Below are 16,398 nucleotides of genomic sequence, written 5' to 3' on the forward strand. Positions count from 1 at the left end.
ACTGATTGCGGCTAGGTACAACTAGCGGCTCTAGAGGTCTTTGCCAGGAACGTTGCGTGCGGAACCGTTACGCCGATCGGACTCACCCCAACCCAGCCAATGCGATGGCTCGCGAGTATCACCCACACGACGCCAGCGCCCTTCTTGCTGCGCGGTAATCGGGAAGCCGCCAACAAAGTCGATCATCTCGCCCTTCTCATCCGGCAAGAACTCCCACTGCTCCTTGCCTTCCAGCACGATCTTGGCGGACTTGAGGAAGTAACTCCCATCCTTGTGCTCCGTTTGCCCTTCGATGTCGGTAGTTACCCGTACTTCGCCTTTTTCATTGTTGAAAATGGCATAACCCAAGTGGTCGTGGCCGACCATAAAGGAGCCGGTGTCCCACGTTCCGTCCTTGTAAACGGTAACAAACGACCACCAGATCACGTGCTTGTTGTTATTGACCACTAGATCTTTTTTGAAGTGGATAGCGCCGCCTTCAGCCATGTAAAACTGATCCAACGCCATAGCGCCTTTAACCGGGCGACCTTCGCAAACGCCTGCAATACTCCACAGTTGCGAAACGTAAAACGTACCCCACTCCACGCCAGGCAAATACCACTGCAAACCCGGGCCGAGCAGTTGGCCTTCGAGATGGAACAGACCTTCTTCTTTCCAGGTTAGGCGCTCGCTGTTAGCGGTAATTTCCCAACCGTTGCCCGCTTCGCCCGGCTGATTAGTCCAGCGCACGGTGTCGCCTTCCAGCGTTTGCACGGGCATTGGCGTCAGCGCTTGCTTGGCCATTTTCGCGAAATCCATGCGCAGATTGACGTTGTCGACATGGTTATTGAGGTAGAAAAATTTAGTCGGGTTTGGTGTACCGTTAGGTGCCATCAGCGAGCGCACGAACGAATAAATATTGCCCTCTTCATCGCGCACCGAACCAAACGGCGAACTCTTGCTCAACTGCAAACCAAAAAAGTTGCGCTCGCCCGCCATAGCGGCGCCGGTAACTTTGTGCGGGCCGACCAATTGCTGGAAGCCGAAATCACCGCGCTCTGGAATAGTTTTGAACGTTCTCATACTGCCCTCTTTTGTTATTGGTAGGCGCAAAGATCAAATACGTGAGGCTTAGTCCCAGATCACCGGCAGAGTCGATACGCCGCGCAATTGGGCACCAGCAATTTTCGGTACTGGCAAGCTTGGGTCCAGACGCAGATTGGGCAGCAAGTCAAGAATGGCGTTAATCGCGCAACTGATTTCAACCTTGGCAACAAATTGGCCAATGCACATATGCGGGCCAAACCCAAAGCCGAAAGAAGGCTTTGGCTTACGGTCGATATCGAACACATCTGGGTTTTCAAACGCGTCCTCATCACGGTTAGCCGACACCACCATGCATTGAACGAATGAGCCCTTAGGGATCGTCACGCCATGAAATTCAACTTCTTTGGCGGTTTCACGCACTTTGAAAGTGGCAACTGGTTCAAGACGTGTGGTTTCGTCCATCAGCTTGCTAATCAGCGAACGATCAGCTTTAACCCGCTCAAGTAACCCTGGCGTGGTTAGCAGTAAGGTCATGACCGAGCCGAACATGCGCGTGGTGGTTTCACCGGCAGCGGGTAGCAATGAACGGGTAAACGTGATGACCTCGTGATCATCCAGCGTGCGGCCTTCATATTCGGCACGCAGCAAACGACCGACAACATCGTCGCCCTGACTACCCTCTGCACGGCGCTTGACCACCACTTCGGCCAGCGCGTCATACAAGCCTTTAACTGCAAGACCAGCCTGACGGCGAGCTTCATCCATTTTGCTCGGATCAATTTGGTTACCACCGACAATTGCCAGTGCCCAAGCTGCGTATTGTTTGTATTTAGAGGAATCGTCCGAGGGAAACCCCATCAGCGCGTACATAACCCGAATCGGCAGCTCCAAACCGAACTTCATCAGATCGGCTTTCTTCGCCGCCAACATTGGCTGGATATAATCGTCGCGAATAATTTGGTCAATTTCAGGACGCCATTTATTCACGGTTTCCGGCATGAAAGCGGGTTGCAACAAAGCGCGCACTTTACGGTGCTCGTCGCCATCCATAGCCAAAATAATCAGGCCATCGAAAAAAGCACCGAGGCCTTCAGCAATAAATCCGCTAGTGAAAGTGGCGCCATCGCGCAGAACGGCCATTACATCTTGATACTTGAACAATGCGTAAGTTGGACGTGTCCCCTGTTGGATCCCAGCATTAGTGGGCACACCGAACTGAGTGATAAAGTCGCCTTCATAGATAGGTGACTTCAGACGTTGTTCGCGACATACCTCATGTATATCCAAGTCTGTGCCGCGGTACATTTCAGATACTGTGGAATAAGCGGTTGCCAAATCCAGTGCTGCGTTTTCGTTGCTCATCAGGACTCCCTATTGTTAACTATCCGCTGCACGCTGACACGGGTTGCCCGCAGCAATTTTGGATACCAAGGAGACCCGCGATAACACATCGCAATAGCTGTAACGGTGTCGAAAACCAAGGGCTAGCAAAGCGCAGGCATGGCATCGACGAGTCTCTTGTTTTTATTACTCAGCGCAGCAAGAATGGCCGGTAAGCGCCGCCTACTCTTGAGCTATTACCAGCCCGGCAGGTGTGATCAACCCCCTGCTGAGCCAGTCAACCGATGGTAAGCGCTAGCGCCTTGAGCGGTACTTCGTTTCGTTTGACTCAGGGTCAAACGAAGGCCCAAATAAAGTGCGTCAAGCTATGAGTTACGCGGTCTGCAGGCATGAGGCATGAGGAGCACAAAGTGGCGATCAAAGGTAAAACCGCTGAAGGTGGCGAGCAAAGTAAACGCCACACCATTAACCGCCTGCTGGCAGCTGCTCGTGTGGAGTTCGCGAGCAAAGGTTTGGCTGGCGCACGCGTGGAAGAAATCGCGCGCGAAGCTGGGGTTACCAAGCAGTTGGTCTATCACTACTACGGCTCCAAAGAAGGTATCTTCATCGCAGTACTGGATGAGTCTTCGGACAACATCATGTCCGAACTGGTGAACCTCAATGTCGAACAGCTGCCGCCTGTCCAAGCTATGCGCACAGTGCTTAATCACTTCTTTGACCAATACCGATTTGACCCCTTTCTTGGCAGCTTGGCCCTAGAGGGCATCCGCTACCACGATGCTAATGTCACGCCTCGTAATCGCTTCCTCGAACTGGCACCGGCGTTAATTGCCAAGCTTGACTCTATCTTGCTGCGCGGCGCGGCTTGTGGTGATTTTCGAGCCGATGTCAACCCACGCTTGTTCTTGGCCAGCGCCTCGTTGATAACCACCGGCTGGTTCACTAATCGCTACTCGATGTCGGCCTTAGCGGGCCTAGACACCGACTCAGAAGAAGGCATCGGGACATGGCGCCAGTACTCGGCTGATTTCGTTCTGGCGAGCATTTCCCTAGGCGCATAAAAAACGCTGGCAGTTGTTAACACTGCCAGCGTCATATCAAGCGCTGCGGCGCGCAATAGGCCGCAGTTAATGTGTATCACTCAGCGATTGTTCTTCAAGTACTTGCTCACACGCTTAGCGGCCAGTCGCCCGGCCATGCCGTTTACTCCGCCGCCCGGGTGAATACCAGCGCTACCTAGGTACAAGCCGTCTACCGGCAGGGTATCACCGCCTAAGCCATACGCCGGACGCATGGTGCTGGAGCGCATCGAGGTGGTGTCGATATGCACCACACAACCATTCACCGTATTCAGTCGCTCAGTGAAGTCAGGCGCCGCTTCAATTCGCCGACCAATCACCTGGTCCTTAATGCCGTCGATGTAGTCGTACAGCTGTTCTTGAACTTGATCGGCAACCCGCTCACGCAGCGCATCCCAGCCCTCATTAGGCTTCACTGGCATCACCGGCGGGTAGACGTACAACACATCTTGACCTGCTGGCGCCTGCGAGGGATCAATGGCGCTGGGTGCGGCCACGGTGATGTACGGCAGCTTAGGCACCTCGCCACGGGCGCAGGCGGCGAAGTTTTCCAGCACGGCTTCTTCAGTACCAATCAACATCACCGTTTTACGCAGATCGACCCCATCAGCGCGCGCGGCGGCAAAGCGTGGCAGGGAGATCTGGCCGCGCAAGGCAAGATCAACCTTGAGCGGGCCCGAGCCTTTGCCATTGGCCGGCGCCATGGCGATACGCGTGAGCAAATGCTTGGGAATCTCGCCACTGGTGACCATCTCCAGCGCAGGTCTTGGGTGGCACCCAGCAATCACCACACGGGCGCTAAACTCACGACCATCAGCCAGCTTTACGCCTTTAATCCGGCCATCTTTAGCGACGATTTCGCTAACACTGGCATTCACTTCAACCCGCCCGCCTAGCTCTTCTAGGCGTGACTGCATAGCGTTACTCAATTGCTGCATGCCGCCAACAACCCGGCCGACGCCGAAACGATGCAAGAAGCCCAGCAGTGCGTAATAGATGCCGCCGCCATCGGCCGTGATATCACCCGCTAAGCCGGTGAGTGCACACATGGCAGAAATAGTCACCGGATGCTCAAAGCGCTCGCGTGCTGCCTGCTGCGCAGAACCGGTCATCAAAGCCATCAGTTCAGGCTTTAAAGCTTTGTTTTTGATTGCCGTTGCCAAAACTTTCAGTTTCACCAGCAGATTGGTCTTGGCTGGGTCGACGCGCATCATCGGCAAGGCAATGTCCAAAAACATGTCGATGACTTTCATAAACTCAAGAAACGCAGCAGCGTCCTTGCTGCTGAAGCGGCGGATCTCTGCTGCGGTTTTTTCACGGTCACGCCAGAAAATCAGCGACTGGCCATCCGGGTGCAAATAGACATAACCGGGGGCCACTTCAACCGATTTAAGACCGTGGCGTTCCAGTTGCAACTCTTCTTGCACATGGCAATGCACGCGCATCGACATCATATCCAGCGCACACGGGTGCACCAGATGCTGCGGCGCCTCAGGTATCAGATAACCGGATGAAGCCATACCGCCGACTTTGCCCAATGCCTCCAGCAGCAGCACTTTTTTGCCTTCCATACCTAAGTAGCAACCTGCCGACAGGCCGTTGCTACCGCCGCCGACAACGATCACATCGAAGTCTGTGTTTGCTTCTTGTTGGTTGTTATTCATCCAATACATCCATAGCGAAGTTCAACCAACGCGCCATGCTGGGGCAGTGGCTGGAAATAAGAAGGTCAAAATTTATGGCCGCGTTACATGCCCGTGCGGCCCATCTGCGCAAACAGCGAGCGCATGGCCACCAGCGATGGCGTGTGGCTGCTAAAGCCGCCGTCGGCGACCAGTGTGGTGCCGGTGACAAACGACGATTCATCGCAGGCCAAAAACGCCACTACGTCGGCAATCTGCCGAGGCGTGCCAAGTTCCGCCGTACAGTGGTTATCACGCAAAATCTCCAGCAACGGCTCTGGCATCGCGTGCTCAGAAGGCGCCAGGCCGATCTGCACCGCATTACCGCGAATACCTTGCTTGCCATACTGCGAGGCGACCATACGCGGCAGCATCAACAAGCCCGCTTTTGAGGTGGCATAACCGGTCAGGGACATATCACCCTGTACACCGAGGCCTGATGTCGCAAAAATAATTGAGCCTTTACCATGCTCCAGCATCACCGGAATCACATGCTTGGTGCACAGCACCGCGCCACGTAAGTTAACGGCGATTGCACGGTCCCACGCTTGCATATCGAGGTTGACGAAGTCGCGGTCTAGTTGGCGTTGCTCAGCATTTAGGATCGCCGCATTGTTGTGCAATATGTCGATACGACCAAAGTGCTGTTTAACTTGGCTGACCATCGCTTTGACATCGTCTTCAGAGGACACATCGGTGCGCACGGCCAAGGCCTGATGACCTTCGGCCATCAGCGACTCCGCCACCGCCGTAGCGCCGTCAAAATTGATATCGACCACCGCAATACTGGCACCATGGGACGCTAGCACGCGTGCGCATTCAGCGCCTAAACCGCCACCAGATCCGGTAATGATTGCCACGCGCCCTGCAAGTTTTCCTGTGCTCATGCCCTGTTCCTTATTGTTTTCAGCCGGTGGTTTATTCGCCGGTAAAGCGCGGCTCGCGCCGTTCGCTGAATGCTTGAGCCGCTTCGCGGGCATCCTTGGTCGGTACCAGCAAGGCGAACAAATCCAGCTCTAGGTTCAAGCCGCTCTTAAGGTCCAACTCCAGAGCCGCACGCGCGGCCTTTTTAACAAAGGCCGAGGCAGTAGGCGGCTTACTGGCAATGCGTTGGGCAAATTCGCGCACCTCTTCCAGCAACTTTGCGTTGTCGCTGGCAACGCGGCTAACCAAGCCGATGCGCTGTGCCTGTTCGGCGGTCATGCGGTCACCGGTGAGGAGCATGTCTAGTGCTTGGCCTGGCGCGACCACACGCGATAAACGTTGCGTCCCGCCGCCACCTGGAATTAAACCAAGGCCGGTTTCCGGCAGTGCAAAAATGGCGTTGGGGGCGGCAAAGCGAATATCGCAAGCCAGCACCAATTCCATGCCGCCACCCATGCAATAGCCATGGATAGCGGCAATCACTGGCTTAGAAACGGCGTCCAGTGACTCGATCCAGCGCACGTTTTCCATGCGCTGACGCACTTGCAAGCTGCTCTCTGGGCCCCGGCGTTCCTTGATATCGGCGCCGGCACAAAAGCCGCGCTCGCCTTCACCGCGAAAAACGATGACGCGAACGCTAGGATTATTCTGTAACAACGCCAGTGCCTGCGGCACGCCCTCACGGATAGCGTCGTTAATGGCATTAATTTGCCCGGGTCGAGTTAATACTACCCAGCCCACCATGCCGTCGATCTCTAGGCGCACAGCGTCGTTGATCACCGGTGAAGTCAGTTGGATTTGCTCTGCGCTCATGCAGTGCACTCCTCAAACTCGAACACCTGGCCATCGAGTTCTTGCGGGTCGATCTTAATCAACGAGCGGCCACCTACAGCCTCGGAGGACTCGATCCACTCGAACTTGGTACCGCGCGCACGCAAATCTTCGGCCTTTGCGGCCAGATTATTAACGCCAATGCGGATGTAATACGGGCCCGGCCCCCAGTTGTTCACATAGTGTCCGGCGTCAGTGTTCCAGTAAGTGGCTTCCAGCACATCCAATGTGGCGCTATTGGGTACGGTGAAGCCCATGCGCGCACGGCGATAGCCTTCACTGCGGATAGTCTCCACCGGGCCACTTGGCTCCCAGTCGAGGTTGGTCGAAACTTTACGCAACGTTTCCTCCAAATCACGCACCAAGAAGCCACGAGCGGTTACGCGCACCATGTCTCCAGGTTGCTGATCACGCGGCTGCATGGGCGGCAATTGGTAGGTTTCTGCCGGCATCTGCAGTGGCTCTGTAGGCATGATTTCAATGCACAGGCCGCCATCCACCGAGGGCTGGTAATAGGGCTTTTCCGGCGTGGCGCCCAACCACAGACGGTCGAACGGCATTTCTGGGGTTCGCTGCGCCATACGGAATGGCAGGCGACGACGCATCAGTTTGTCCACCAGCGCGTCAAACTTGTCACCATGCAGGGCCAACACGATGGAGTGAGTCAGCATCGGGCGATGGTGGCCTTGGAAATCCTTGAGACTTTCCAGAAAGTCGTGGAACAGCGGATCACCCGGATTAGGCTGGTCGAGGTGCCACTGCGGCTCGATCCGCGTTGGCGACACTGCCAACGATTTGTGCACGCGCAGAAAATGCGCAATGTACGGGTGGTTATCGAACGCTTGACGCCAGCGTTCGTGCTTGAAAATACCGAGCTTGTCGACCAATTTCTCCGTCATGCCGTCCGGGTCTGGAACCATCATGTCGGCACTCATCAATAACTCGAACATCTCTCACTCCTACAATTACTGACCTGGGTCTAGGCCCGGCTTATTTATTAGTACGCACGCCCGGTTACGGCGTGCTCACTCAATGAGTAGTTAGGTGTTTCGTCGGCGCTTTTGCGGTTTTCCTGCTGCGCGTGGGCATCTTCCATGTCGAGAGTTTGCGCCAGCTTGGAGTTGCCTTTAGGGTTCAGCAAAAAGTGCGAAAGTGCGGGGATCAAAATCAGTGCCCCAAGCATGTTCCACAGGAACATGAAGGTCAGCAGGATGCCCATATCGGCCTGGAACTTGATCGGCGACCAGGCCCAAGTGATTACTCCGGCGGCCATGGTCAGACCAACCAATGCGACCACTCGACCGGTGAAGTCCAGCGAGCGGCGATAGGCCACTGCCAAGCTTGCACCACGCTCTTGCACCGCTAGCTGTACGCTAAGTAAATACAGCGCGTAATCCACCCCGACCCCCACGCCGACAGCGATCACTGGTAAGGTGGAAACCTTGAGACCAATACCCAGCCACACCATCAGCGCCTTGCAGATGATGGTGGTCATGATCAGCGGAATTAGCGCCACGACGGTCGCGCGCCAGCTGCGGAAGGTCAGCAAACAGAGCAAGGCAGTAGCGCCATACACCGCCAAATACATGGTGATGATGCCCTTCTCCACCTCGATATTGGTCGCAGCTTCAATACCTGCATTCCCTGCAGCCAGCAGGAACTGCACAGGTTGTTCAGCGCCCGGCGCGGTATTATTTTGCTGAGCAAACTCTTCAGACACCTGCAACACGCGGGTTAGCGTGTCGGCTTTATGGTCGGCTAGATAGGCGATAATCGGCGTCACCGAGCACTTTTGGTTGGTGATGCCGGGTGACGAAATCATCGCGGCATCAACTGCCGAGTTAGTAATCGCCTGATCACGGCTGATAGTCAGCCATTTGGGGCTGCCTTCCGCCATGCCCGAGGTGATAAAGCGTACCGACTCAGCCAGTGACTGGGTGGTTTGTACTCCAGGAGTCTGGGCTAGGCGTACCGCAAGTTTGTCCATGCGCTGCAGGGTCGAATACAGGCGGCAGCTATCTTCGTCACTGGTCATGATGACCACAAACTGATCACTGGAAAGCCCATAATGACTGGTGATGTAGGCGTTATCACGGTTGTAGCGTGAGTCTGCCCGCAGCTCAGGTGCACCCGGATCTAGGTCACCGACCTTCAGGTCCATCATCACTACGCTACCGAGCACTGTTGCGACAAGCGACAAAGCAATCACGACAGTCGCCGTTGGCCGCCCGGTAAAGCGGTCGAGGCCATTCCAGATATGCCCAAGAAAACCTCGATTGGCTTCACCGGCTTGGTCTTTGGCAATGGCAAAGCGCGCCGCCTTTTTGCTCACGCCCAAGTAAGACAGCGCAACTGGAATCAGCAACAGCTTGGTGAAAATCAGTACCGCCACACCAATACTGGTGGTCAACGCCAAATCGCGAATAACCGGGATATCAATAATCACCAGCACGGCGAAACCGACGATATTGGTCAGCAACGCGGTTAGTCCGGTGAGGAACAGCCGGCGGAAGGTATAGCGCGCCGCTACATACTTATGGGTGCCGCGACCGATATCCTGAAGGATGCCATTCATCTTCTGTGTGCCATGGGAGATACCGATGGCGAAGATCAAAAACGGCACCAAAATCGAATAAGGATCTAGGTCGTAGCCAAGGATTTGCATGATCCCCAGCAGCCATACCACCCCAGCTACCGCCACACCTACTAGCAGCAGCGTGCTGCGCAGACAGCGGGTATAGAAGTACACAAACAGGCCGGCAATCAGTACCGAAGCGCCGAAGAAAACCATAACCGAATACAAGCCGTCGATCAGGTCACCCACCAGCTTGCTAAAGCCAACGATGTGAATGCCGATTTTGTCGCTCTCCATCGAGCGCAGCTGGCTTTCGAGTTGCTTGGAAAAGTCGCCGTAATCAAGCGGCAGGCCGGTTTTCGGGTTGGTGTCCTGGAGTGGGGCGACAATCATGCTCGATTTATTGTCGTTGGCCACCAGGCTGCCAATAACCCCTGCACGCATGATGTTGCGACGCAGGGTTTTGATCGATTGTTCGCTGCCGTCATAATCCGATGGCATCACCGCCCCACCTTCGATGCCCTCCTCAGTAACTTCTTTCCAGCGAACGATAGGCATCCACAGTGACTTCATCCAAGAGCGGTCTACGCCAGGAATCAGGTATAGGGTGTCGTTGACCTTTTGCAGTGCCAGTAAGTAATCGGCGTCGTAGATATCGCCGGTCTTGTTCTCCACCACCACACGAATACTGTTACCCAAGCCAGGCAACTGATCTTTATACGCTAGGTAATTTTTGATGTACGGGCTGGAGCTCGGAATCATCCTCTCAAAGCTGGCATTTACCTGCAGCCGAGTGGCAAAAAAACCCAATATCAAGGTGGCGAGCAGACAGGCAACCACAACCAGAATACGGTTATTGAAAATAACCCGCTCAAACCAACCGCCAGACGTCTTGTCGAAGTCCTCTAGGTTGGCAATCACTGGCATTCCGCTGTTGAATTTTTGCTCTACCATTTTCTAATACTCGTAAGGGGGTCGTGCCAACAGGGGCTAGTGCGCTTGGGCAATGCTGATTACCTTAGCGCCGCTTAATTGCGTTACCACTAGGCTCCCGACCTGACCAGTGGCACTTGCCGCGTTCACCTCACCCACTCGCTTATTGGCAAGTGGTGTGACATTCAGGCTTTGTCGATCAACGCTGACCATTTGCCCGCCTTGGCTAACCACCACCAACGCGGAACCCTGCTCGACGATGCTCACTAGGCTGCTGTTAAGGTTGGTTTCCAGTTGCTGCCATTGCTGGCCATCATCACGACTGGCAAACAGATTGCCACGCAGCCCGTAGGCCAACAGCAGATGGTCAAAGGCTGCGACGCCAAAATAGGTGCCGTTATAAGGCGTATCGATTTTGACAAAGCGCTGCTGCTCAGCGTCTAAGCGCATTAGCAAGCCCTGCTCACCACTGATGAAAAACACACCATCACGCTCGGCCAAGCCATAAAGGTGCATACGGCGGTCGTTATCTGCGCGCTCGACCCATGGCTGCCAGGTTTTACCTGCATCATCGCTATGCAGAATCAAGCCAAATGCGCCCACAGCAAAACCCTGCCCTTTGGCGTCGAACAGTACGTCGAATAAAGCGGCTGGCATTACATCAGGAGTAGCCGAAGAGCGCATGGCGCGGCTGATTTCATTCATCATGTCAGCAGCGGCTGGATCACCCTGCTCGGCACGCTTGCCATAGATATCATTGAGCAAGCTGAACAGTTTGCGCCCGTCCATTTGCACCACCCAGGTGGCACCGGCGTCACTGCTGTGCAGAACAACAGCATCGTGACCGACTATCCAGCCGTTGTTGGCATCGCTGAAGCGTACTTGCACAAAGTCGCTGGCAACCGGACTTAGCACTTGCTGCCAGGTTTTGCCGTTATCGCTGGAGCGCTGAATCAGGCCACGCGGGCCCACGCTCACCAGCATCTCACCAACACGGGTAACGCCAATCAGCGGCGAGGTCAGCGGATTGTTGAACGATTGCGCCGACTCAGTCAGCGGATCAATGACAGTACTTGCTGCATAGGCCTGTGTTGAGGCCGCTAGCAACAAGGAAAAAACGGAGCTGCTGAGCAACTGTCCAAAGGGGCTGTTAGCTCGAGCAAGGCGTTGGCTAATCATTATTTTTATCCTCACCATGCCAGATCGTCAGCCTCACCGGCTGAGCAGCATGTGCTACCCGGCAGGTAAGGCGTGAACAACCTTTTACTACTGAGCTGCGCAGGCTAAGCCGCGAGCTATTACGCGTTAATTAACGCTGGGTTTCGCGAGCAACGATCGCTTCTGGGTTCATCTGTCGCTCAGAACGTGGAGTGGCAGAGAACTTGTAGCCGCCCTTCAAGCCGTCGTTGAGCAGCGCCCACATACCCTTATTGAAGTCATACACCACGTTTTTAACGTTGTATGGCAGATCTATGTCGTACAGCTGCACACCGCTGAGGAAGATCGCGCGATACAGCGCACCACTCTGGTCCCATGCGTCGTACAGGCCTACGCCATAGGTGTCTTCGTCAAGGTAATAAGTACGCTTGCTGTAAACGTGACGCTTACCTGGCTTGAGCGTGGCTTCAACGACCCACACACGGTGCAATTCCCAGCGCTCGCACGCTGGGTTAGCGTGATGAGGCATGAATTGCTCATCCTGCTTGCACTCAAAGTAGAATTTGTAGGCGTTGTACGGCAGGAACATTTCCTTACGGCCAACTAGCTTATAATCAAAGCGATCCTGGCTGCCCGAAAACATCTGCAGTTCGTCGAACAAGGTAACGCCGCCCTGGCTGGCTACAGGCGTATCGAAAGCCAACTCTGGAGCCAATTTAATCCGACGCTGGCCTGGCGAGTAGCTGAAGGCTCGGCGCGGTTTTTCAACAGAATCTAAATAGTCAGTTATACCAACCACTTCGCCTGCGCGACGTGCTGGGTAGTTGTTCAGCGAATAGACCCGCGCATAAATGTTCGGATCGCGATCATCCTGAGCTGTTTGGTAGTACGGCTGCTCTTCGAAAGTAGCCTGCTCTGCGGTTTTGGTCCGCTCGCCGTTGGCATCCATCACCCAGCTGTTCGACGAACTGGTGGTGGAGTAACCGTGACCAATTTTGTAGCGCAGTTGTTGGTTCCACATCACCTCGTTACCGTTCTTTGGAATCGGGAACGGCAGGCCGCCGCGGCAAGCAACATCTACTGCCAAGCCATCTTTCAGTAGGTTACAGCCAGTGGCGTTGCGGATGGTGGCATCCAGCACGTCTTGCGGGTAAGCCGTGGTGCGGTGGCTGGGGTAAATGTCGAGGTAGTACTCAGGGTACTTGGTTAAAACCTCTTTCTGCCCTTCGCTGAGCTTGTCAGCGTATTGCGCCATATTCTTCGAGGTGATGCGGTACAGCGGTTTTTCATCGCGGAACGGGTCCGTCCAAAAGCCACTGTCAGGCTTGAAGTCTGGCGGCGCCTTGCGCAGGCCACCTTCATAGGGAGGAATAGTGCCTTCGGCGTTGCCCGCCTGAATTGCACCAAATGCAGTGAGTGTTTTACCGATTTGCGCGGCTTCCTCTGGGCTGACTGCAGCCAGGCTGCAAGTCGCGAAACCAAGCAGTGCAACGGATAACGCAATTTGTCTTTTCATTTAGACGGGCTCCGTTTTTATTGGATTTGTTTAAATGGAGGTTTTGAACGTGAATGCCAGCCAGCCGCGGTCAGTACCACCGACGCCGCCGTTGCCTGCAACGGTACCGTTGGCCAGGTTCTTAGGCTGAGCGAGAGTGTCCGCGTAACGCAGGCCGAACTCATACTGCTGCTGGTAGGTAAATTTCAAGCCGGCAGACCACGACATGGCACCTTCACTGCCACCTCCGGCAGAAGCAGCGTTACCGTGCAGGCCATAGTTCACCGTTAGCGGCACATCAAGATCCCAAGAGGGGAAAATATTCAGGTACTGAGGGGTGTAGTTAACGGCCATCGCGTAGTAGTCACGGGTAGAGCAACCATCTGATTTATCGCCAGATCCCGGCCTGCCCACACGTGGATCAATACAGTTGTTACTGCCCTCAGACTTATAGAGCTCCTCGTGCTCAGTCACCTTGTCCAAGTGGCTATAAACGAACTCACCCACGATGGTGCCGTTATTGGAAATAAAGTTGCGCGGTACGCCATAAACAGCGTTGGCGACAAAATGTAGGGTGTCGCCGCGCGGTCCTTCATTATCTAGGGTGCTCACGCCGACCGCATTCAACGCTCCGTCTTGGCGGTATGAAAGTTCAGAGCCAACTGATACCGAGTCAAACACCCGCGCAAAGCTGATACCCGTCATTTTCACACCACGCGGATAAACTACGCGGTACTCGCCAGCAGCTGCGTTGATTTGCGGCGAAAGCCAAGGTTGGTAATCGTCAAATTCACGGTAGTACAAACCAAAGGTCGACTCGATCGCCTCCAAGTTGTACTTAGCCATCACGCCCCAGTTGGCACTGTCGCGGCCATACTTGGATGTTGTCCGCTTGAATGCCCCAGGGCCCGCTGGTAATTGATCCGGGCCTTCAAACAGGAAGTCGGCGCCACCAAAGTAAGTACCGCCATAAGGGATACGGGTGTAGTCCCACTCATAGAAATATTGGCCAGCAATCGACAGGTTATCGCTTACTTGGGCCTTGGCCGAAACCTGACCAATAGGCAGAAACACTTCTTTTGTTTCAATACCAGGGCTGGTAGCGGCTTTGACTCCATCAATCGGCGCCTGGGAGTAAGACATGGCGTGCGCGCCAATCAGCAGACCCTCACCCCAATAATTGGTATGACGACCAACTTTAATGTTGATTGGGGTTTCACCCAATTGCAGGTTCGTCCAAACGAAAGCGTCGAGTATTTCGCCTGATGGACCATTTACATAGCGCTTTACCTCACTGCTGTACTTGCCGTTTTCGTAGCTGGTCTGGCCGCCGACATTGCTTGTTACGCTGTTATCATCATAAGCATTGTCGTACCAAGCTGAAGCACTAACGCGGGCACCCCAGTCCTTGCGGTACGAGAAATCCACCTCGGTTAACAGATCAAGGCGATTTGTCATGATATCGCCTTTATCGAACTTGCCATCCGACTCGTCGTAGGTAGGGGTATTCATGATGCGGTCGTCCTGGTCTTCCATACGCATACCCAGGTTGTAACGCACCGTATTGTCCCAACGCAGACGGTAATCAGAGTTGCCGAGGTCGAACGAAGCAGCATGCGCGATGCCCATGCTACCAAGCACAGCGAGTGCGATCGCACTGCGGCTGAACAAGTGCAGACCTTGCTTGGTCGTATCTTTCATACAAGCCACCTTTTGTTTTTATTTTCAGTCGTTTATGTGAGGTTTTGTGAACTACTTCAGCCTCTGTAACGTGTCGCTGCTAAGCACCTCGCTTAAGCCTTCTCGGGTGGTGTTGCTTCTGCCCTAGCGGTAGTGCTCCTCGCGGCTTGAAATTAAATTAACCGAGAAAAATAAAAAATTCCACATAAAGATTTCAATTCTCTATACAGAACAATAAATGCAACGCTCTCAAAAGGGTGGTGCTGGGCAGGTCAGTGTAGATAGCGTTGCCTTGGAACATATTGCACACAAAAATGCTTACTGTTCAATTATGATTTGATCTAAGTGCGCATTAGGTTTTAATGTCCATCCAAGCGCACACGTCATCTCGTGTACCCAATAGACAAAAACAACAGGAGCGGACCTGCAATGAACATCGACCTGAATGGTAAACGCGTCATCGTTACAGGAGCTTCAAGGGGTATAGGCCTAGCCATAGCCCGTGCCTTTGCCCAAGAAGGTGCCCGCGTGGCTATTTGCTCCAGAAGCCTTGATGCGGTAAATAGCGCAGCTGCGCAGCTGCAACAAAACGCCCAAGCAGTGCTGGCCCGTGTGGTGGACGTGACCGATACCGTGGGTGTTCAACACTTCGTTTCCGAGGTGGTCGAGATATGGGGCGGCGTGGATATTTTGGTTAATAATGCCGGCCAAGGTCGCAGTGGCAACCTAGATAGCCTCACCCCCGAAGCCATTCTTGAACACGCCAATGTGTTGCAAATGGGTCATTTCCGCTTTGTTCAGGCAGTGGTTCCGCATATGCGTCAGCAGCGCTGGGGGCGAATTATTGAGATCAACGCCCTCGCTGGCACAGTGCCAACGCCTGATGGCATTCCTTCAGTTATCAACCGCGCTTCGTGTATTGCTCTTTCACGCTCGCTGGGTATGTCGCTGGCAAAGGACAATATCTTGGTGAACAGCCTAAATATGGGCTGGATCGATACCGGCCAGTGGGATCGACACTACAAGGAGATGGGCCCGGGCGTTAGCCGCGAAGAGTTCGACGCCATGGTAATGAAGGTGGTGCCAATCGGCCGTTACGGCAAGCCTGAGGATGTCGCCGGCATGGTGCTGTTCTTATCCAGCGAGTACGCGAGTTTTATCAGCGCCGCATCCATCGACATTGCCGGTGGTATGGGCGGGCAGATTGCCTATTTCCCCACACTCAAGCGCGATTTCGCTGCCGCTATAATGGCGCGCAACGCTGCAACTTAAGCTGGCGTTCAAACGCTTACGGAATGGCCAAACATTGTGCCGCGCAGCACGTATGAACTTGCTCTTAACTGTACTTGCCGCACTGACCTGGGCCGCTAGCACAGTAGTTAATCGTCTATCCGTTGGCGTTATCGGCCCTACGGCGATTTCCTGCTACCGCTAGCTCACGGCATTACTGGTACTCTCGCCAATGCTATTGCCTAAGGTATGGCGCTTGCAAAGGGTGATTCGCCTATACCTGCCAAAGTTCATGCTGTTCGGTTCGCAGGGGATGTCGATGTAATAGTCGCTGGCGTATTTTGCCGACACACGTTAACTGTGAACTCCATGGGCTTGATTCTCGCTAACCTGCCGCTGCTGACCGCACTGCTGGCTACTCCCGTTCGGCATACAAGGCCATCG

Annotated in this window: 12 protein-coding genes; 2 read left to right on the forward strand and 10 right to left on the reverse strand. The window is 54.4% G+C overall.

Going from position 1 to position 16,398, the window contains the following annotated elements; translation table 11 throughout:
* Nucleotides 1-30: 30 nt before the first annotated feature.
* Complete coding sequence (locus tag BM395_RS09315; protein ID WP_090510931.1) at nucleotides 31-1,062, reverse strand: hypothetical protein; 1,032 nt, start codon at nucleotides 1,060-1,062, stop codon at nucleotides 31-33.
* A 48-nt stretch (nucleotides 1,063-1,110) separates the two neighbouring features.
* Nucleotides 1,111-2,388 (reverse strand): cytochrome P450, encoded by a 1,278-nt coding sequence (locus BM395_RS09320; RefSeq protein ID WP_170860571.1) that lies wholly within the window; start codon nucleotides 2,386-2,388, stop codon nucleotides 1,111-1,113.
* A gap of 395 nt (nucleotides 2,389-2,783) precedes the next feature.
* Between BM395_RS09320 and BM395_RS09325 the strand changes: the two genes are divergently transcribed.
* Nucleotides 2,784-3,428 (forward strand): TetR/AcrR family transcriptional regulator, encoded by a 645-nt coding sequence (locus BM395_RS09325; protein ID WP_090511054.1) that lies wholly within the window; start codon nucleotides 2,784-2,786, stop codon nucleotides 3,426-3,428.
* A gap of 80 nt (nucleotides 3,429-3,508) precedes the next feature.
* On the opposite strand, the gene BM395_RS09330 is transcribed toward BM395_RS09325, so the two are convergent.
* From BM395_RS09330 to BM395_RS09365, 8 genes are all read right to left on the reverse strand, one after another.
* Nucleotides 3,509-5,110 carry a phytoene desaturase family protein gene (locus BM395_RS09330; protein ID WP_090510940.1) on the reverse strand — a complete coding sequence of 534 codons (1,602 nt, stop codon included), beginning with the start codon at nucleotides 5,108-5,110 and terminating at the stop codon, nucleotides 3,509-3,511.
* Nucleotides 5,111-5,193: 83 nt separating this feature from the next.
* Nucleotides 5,194-6,015, reverse strand: coding sequence for an SDR family NAD(P)-dependent oxidoreductase (locus BM395_RS09335; RefSeq protein WP_090510942.1), 822 nt, complete (start codon nucleotides 6,013-6,015; stop codon nucleotides 5,194-5,196).
* 31 nt (nucleotides 6,016-6,046) lie between these two features.
* Nucleotides 6,047-6,865, reverse strand: coding sequence for an enoyl-CoA hydratase/isomerase family protein (locus BM395_RS09340; protein ID WP_090510944.1), 819 nt, complete (start codon nucleotides 6,863-6,865; stop codon nucleotides 6,047-6,049).
* Entirely contained in the window at nucleotides 6,862-7,833 is a 972-nt protein-coding gene (locus BM395_RS09345; RefSeq protein WP_090510947.1) for a VOC family protein, read from the reverse strand. Before BM395_RS09345 ends, BM395_RS09340 begins: the two co-directional genes overlap by 4 nt.
* 47 nt (nucleotides 7,834-7,880) lie before the next feature.
* Nucleotides 7,881-10,412 (reverse strand): efflux RND transporter permease subunit, encoded by a 2,532-nt coding sequence (locus tag BM395_RS09350; RefSeq protein WP_090510949.1) that lies wholly within the window; start codon nucleotides 10,410-10,412, stop codon nucleotides 7,881-7,883.
* A 36-nt stretch (nucleotides 10,413-10,448) separates the two neighbouring features.
* Nucleotides 10,449-11,570 (reverse strand): WD40/YVTN/BNR-like repeat-containing protein, encoded by a 1,122-nt coding sequence (locus tag BM395_RS09355; RefSeq protein ID WP_090510952.1) that lies wholly within the window; start codon nucleotides 11,568-11,570, stop codon nucleotides 10,449-10,451.
* Between the two features lie 130 nt (nucleotides 11,571-11,700).
* On the reverse strand, nucleotides 11,701-13,065 hold the full coding sequence (locus BM395_RS09360; RefSeq protein WP_090510955.1) for a DUF1329 domain-containing protein: 1,365 nt from the start codon (nucleotides 13,063-13,065) through the stop codon (nucleotides 11,701-11,703).
* A gap of 30 nt (nucleotides 13,066-13,095) precedes the next feature.
* Nucleotides 13,096-14,745 carry a DUF1302 domain-containing protein gene (locus BM395_RS09365; protein WP_090510957.1) on the reverse strand — a complete coding sequence of 550 codons (1,650 nt, stop codon included), beginning with the start codon at nucleotides 14,743-14,745 and terminating at the stop codon, nucleotides 13,096-13,098.
* A 408-nt stretch (nucleotides 14,746-15,153) separates the two neighbouring features.
* Between BM395_RS09365 and BM395_RS09370 the strand changes: the two genes are divergently transcribed.
* A complete protein-coding gene (locus BM395_RS09370; protein WP_090510961.1) occupies nucleotides 15,154-15,996 on the forward strand; it encodes an SDR family oxidoreductase in 843 nt (280 codons plus the stop codon).
* Nucleotides 15,997-16,398 lie beyond the last annotated feature (402 nt).

Origin of the sequence: Pseudomonas marincola (assembly GCF_900116605.1) — a bacterium.
GTDB classification, from domain to species: Bacteria; Pseudomonadota; Gammaproteobacteria; order Pseudomonadales; family Pseudomonadaceae; genus Aquipseudomonas; species Aquipseudomonas marincola.

What these genes read in the sequence shown, in the direction of transcription:
- BM395_RS09315 (WP_090510931.1), bottom strand. Translation starts at nt 1,062, where the DNA reads ATGAGAACGTTCAAAACTATTCCAGAGCGCGGTGATTTCGGCTTCCAG.
- BM395_RS09350 (WP_090510949.1), bottom strand. Translation starts at nt 10,412, where the DNA reads ATGGTAGAGCAAAAATTCAACAGCGGAATGCCAGTGATTGCCAACCTA.
- BM395_RS09370 (WP_090510961.1), top strand. Translation starts at nt 15,154, where the DNA reads ATGAACATCGACCTGAATGGTAAACGCGTCATCGTTACAGGAGCTTCA.
- BM395_RS09360 (WP_090510955.1), bottom strand. Translation starts at nt 13,065, where the DNA reads ATGAAAAGACAAATTGCGTTATCCGTTGCACTGCTTGGTTTCGCGACT.
- BM395_RS09345 (WP_090510947.1), bottom strand. Translation starts at nt 7,833, where the DNA reads ATGTTCGAGTTATTGATGAGTGCCGACATGATGGTTCCAGACCCGGAC.
- BM395_RS09330 (WP_090510940.1), bottom strand. Translation starts at nt 5,110, where the DNA reads ATGAATAACAACCAACAAGAAGCAAACACAGACTTCGATGTGATCGTT.
- BM395_RS09355 (WP_090510952.1), bottom strand. Translation starts at nt 11,570, where the DNA reads ATGATTAGCCAACGCCTTGCTCGAGCTAACAGCCCCTTTGGACAGTTG.
- BM395_RS09340 (WP_090510944.1), bottom strand. Translation starts at nt 6,865, where the DNA reads ATGAGCGCAGAGCAAATCCAACTGACTTCACCGGTGATCAACGACGCT.
- BM395_RS09320 (WP_170860571.1), bottom strand. Translation starts at nt 2,388, where the DNA reads ATGAGCAACGAAAACGCAGCACTGGATTTGGCAACCGCTTATTCCACA.
- BM395_RS09335 (WP_090510942.1), bottom strand. Translation starts at nt 6,015, where the DNA reads ATGAGCACAGGAAAACTTGCAGGGCGCGTGGCAATCATTACCGGATCT.
- BM395_RS09365 (WP_090510957.1), bottom strand. Translation starts at nt 14,745, where the DNA reads ATGAAAGATACGACCAAGCAAGGTCTGCACTTGTTCAGCCGCAGTGCG.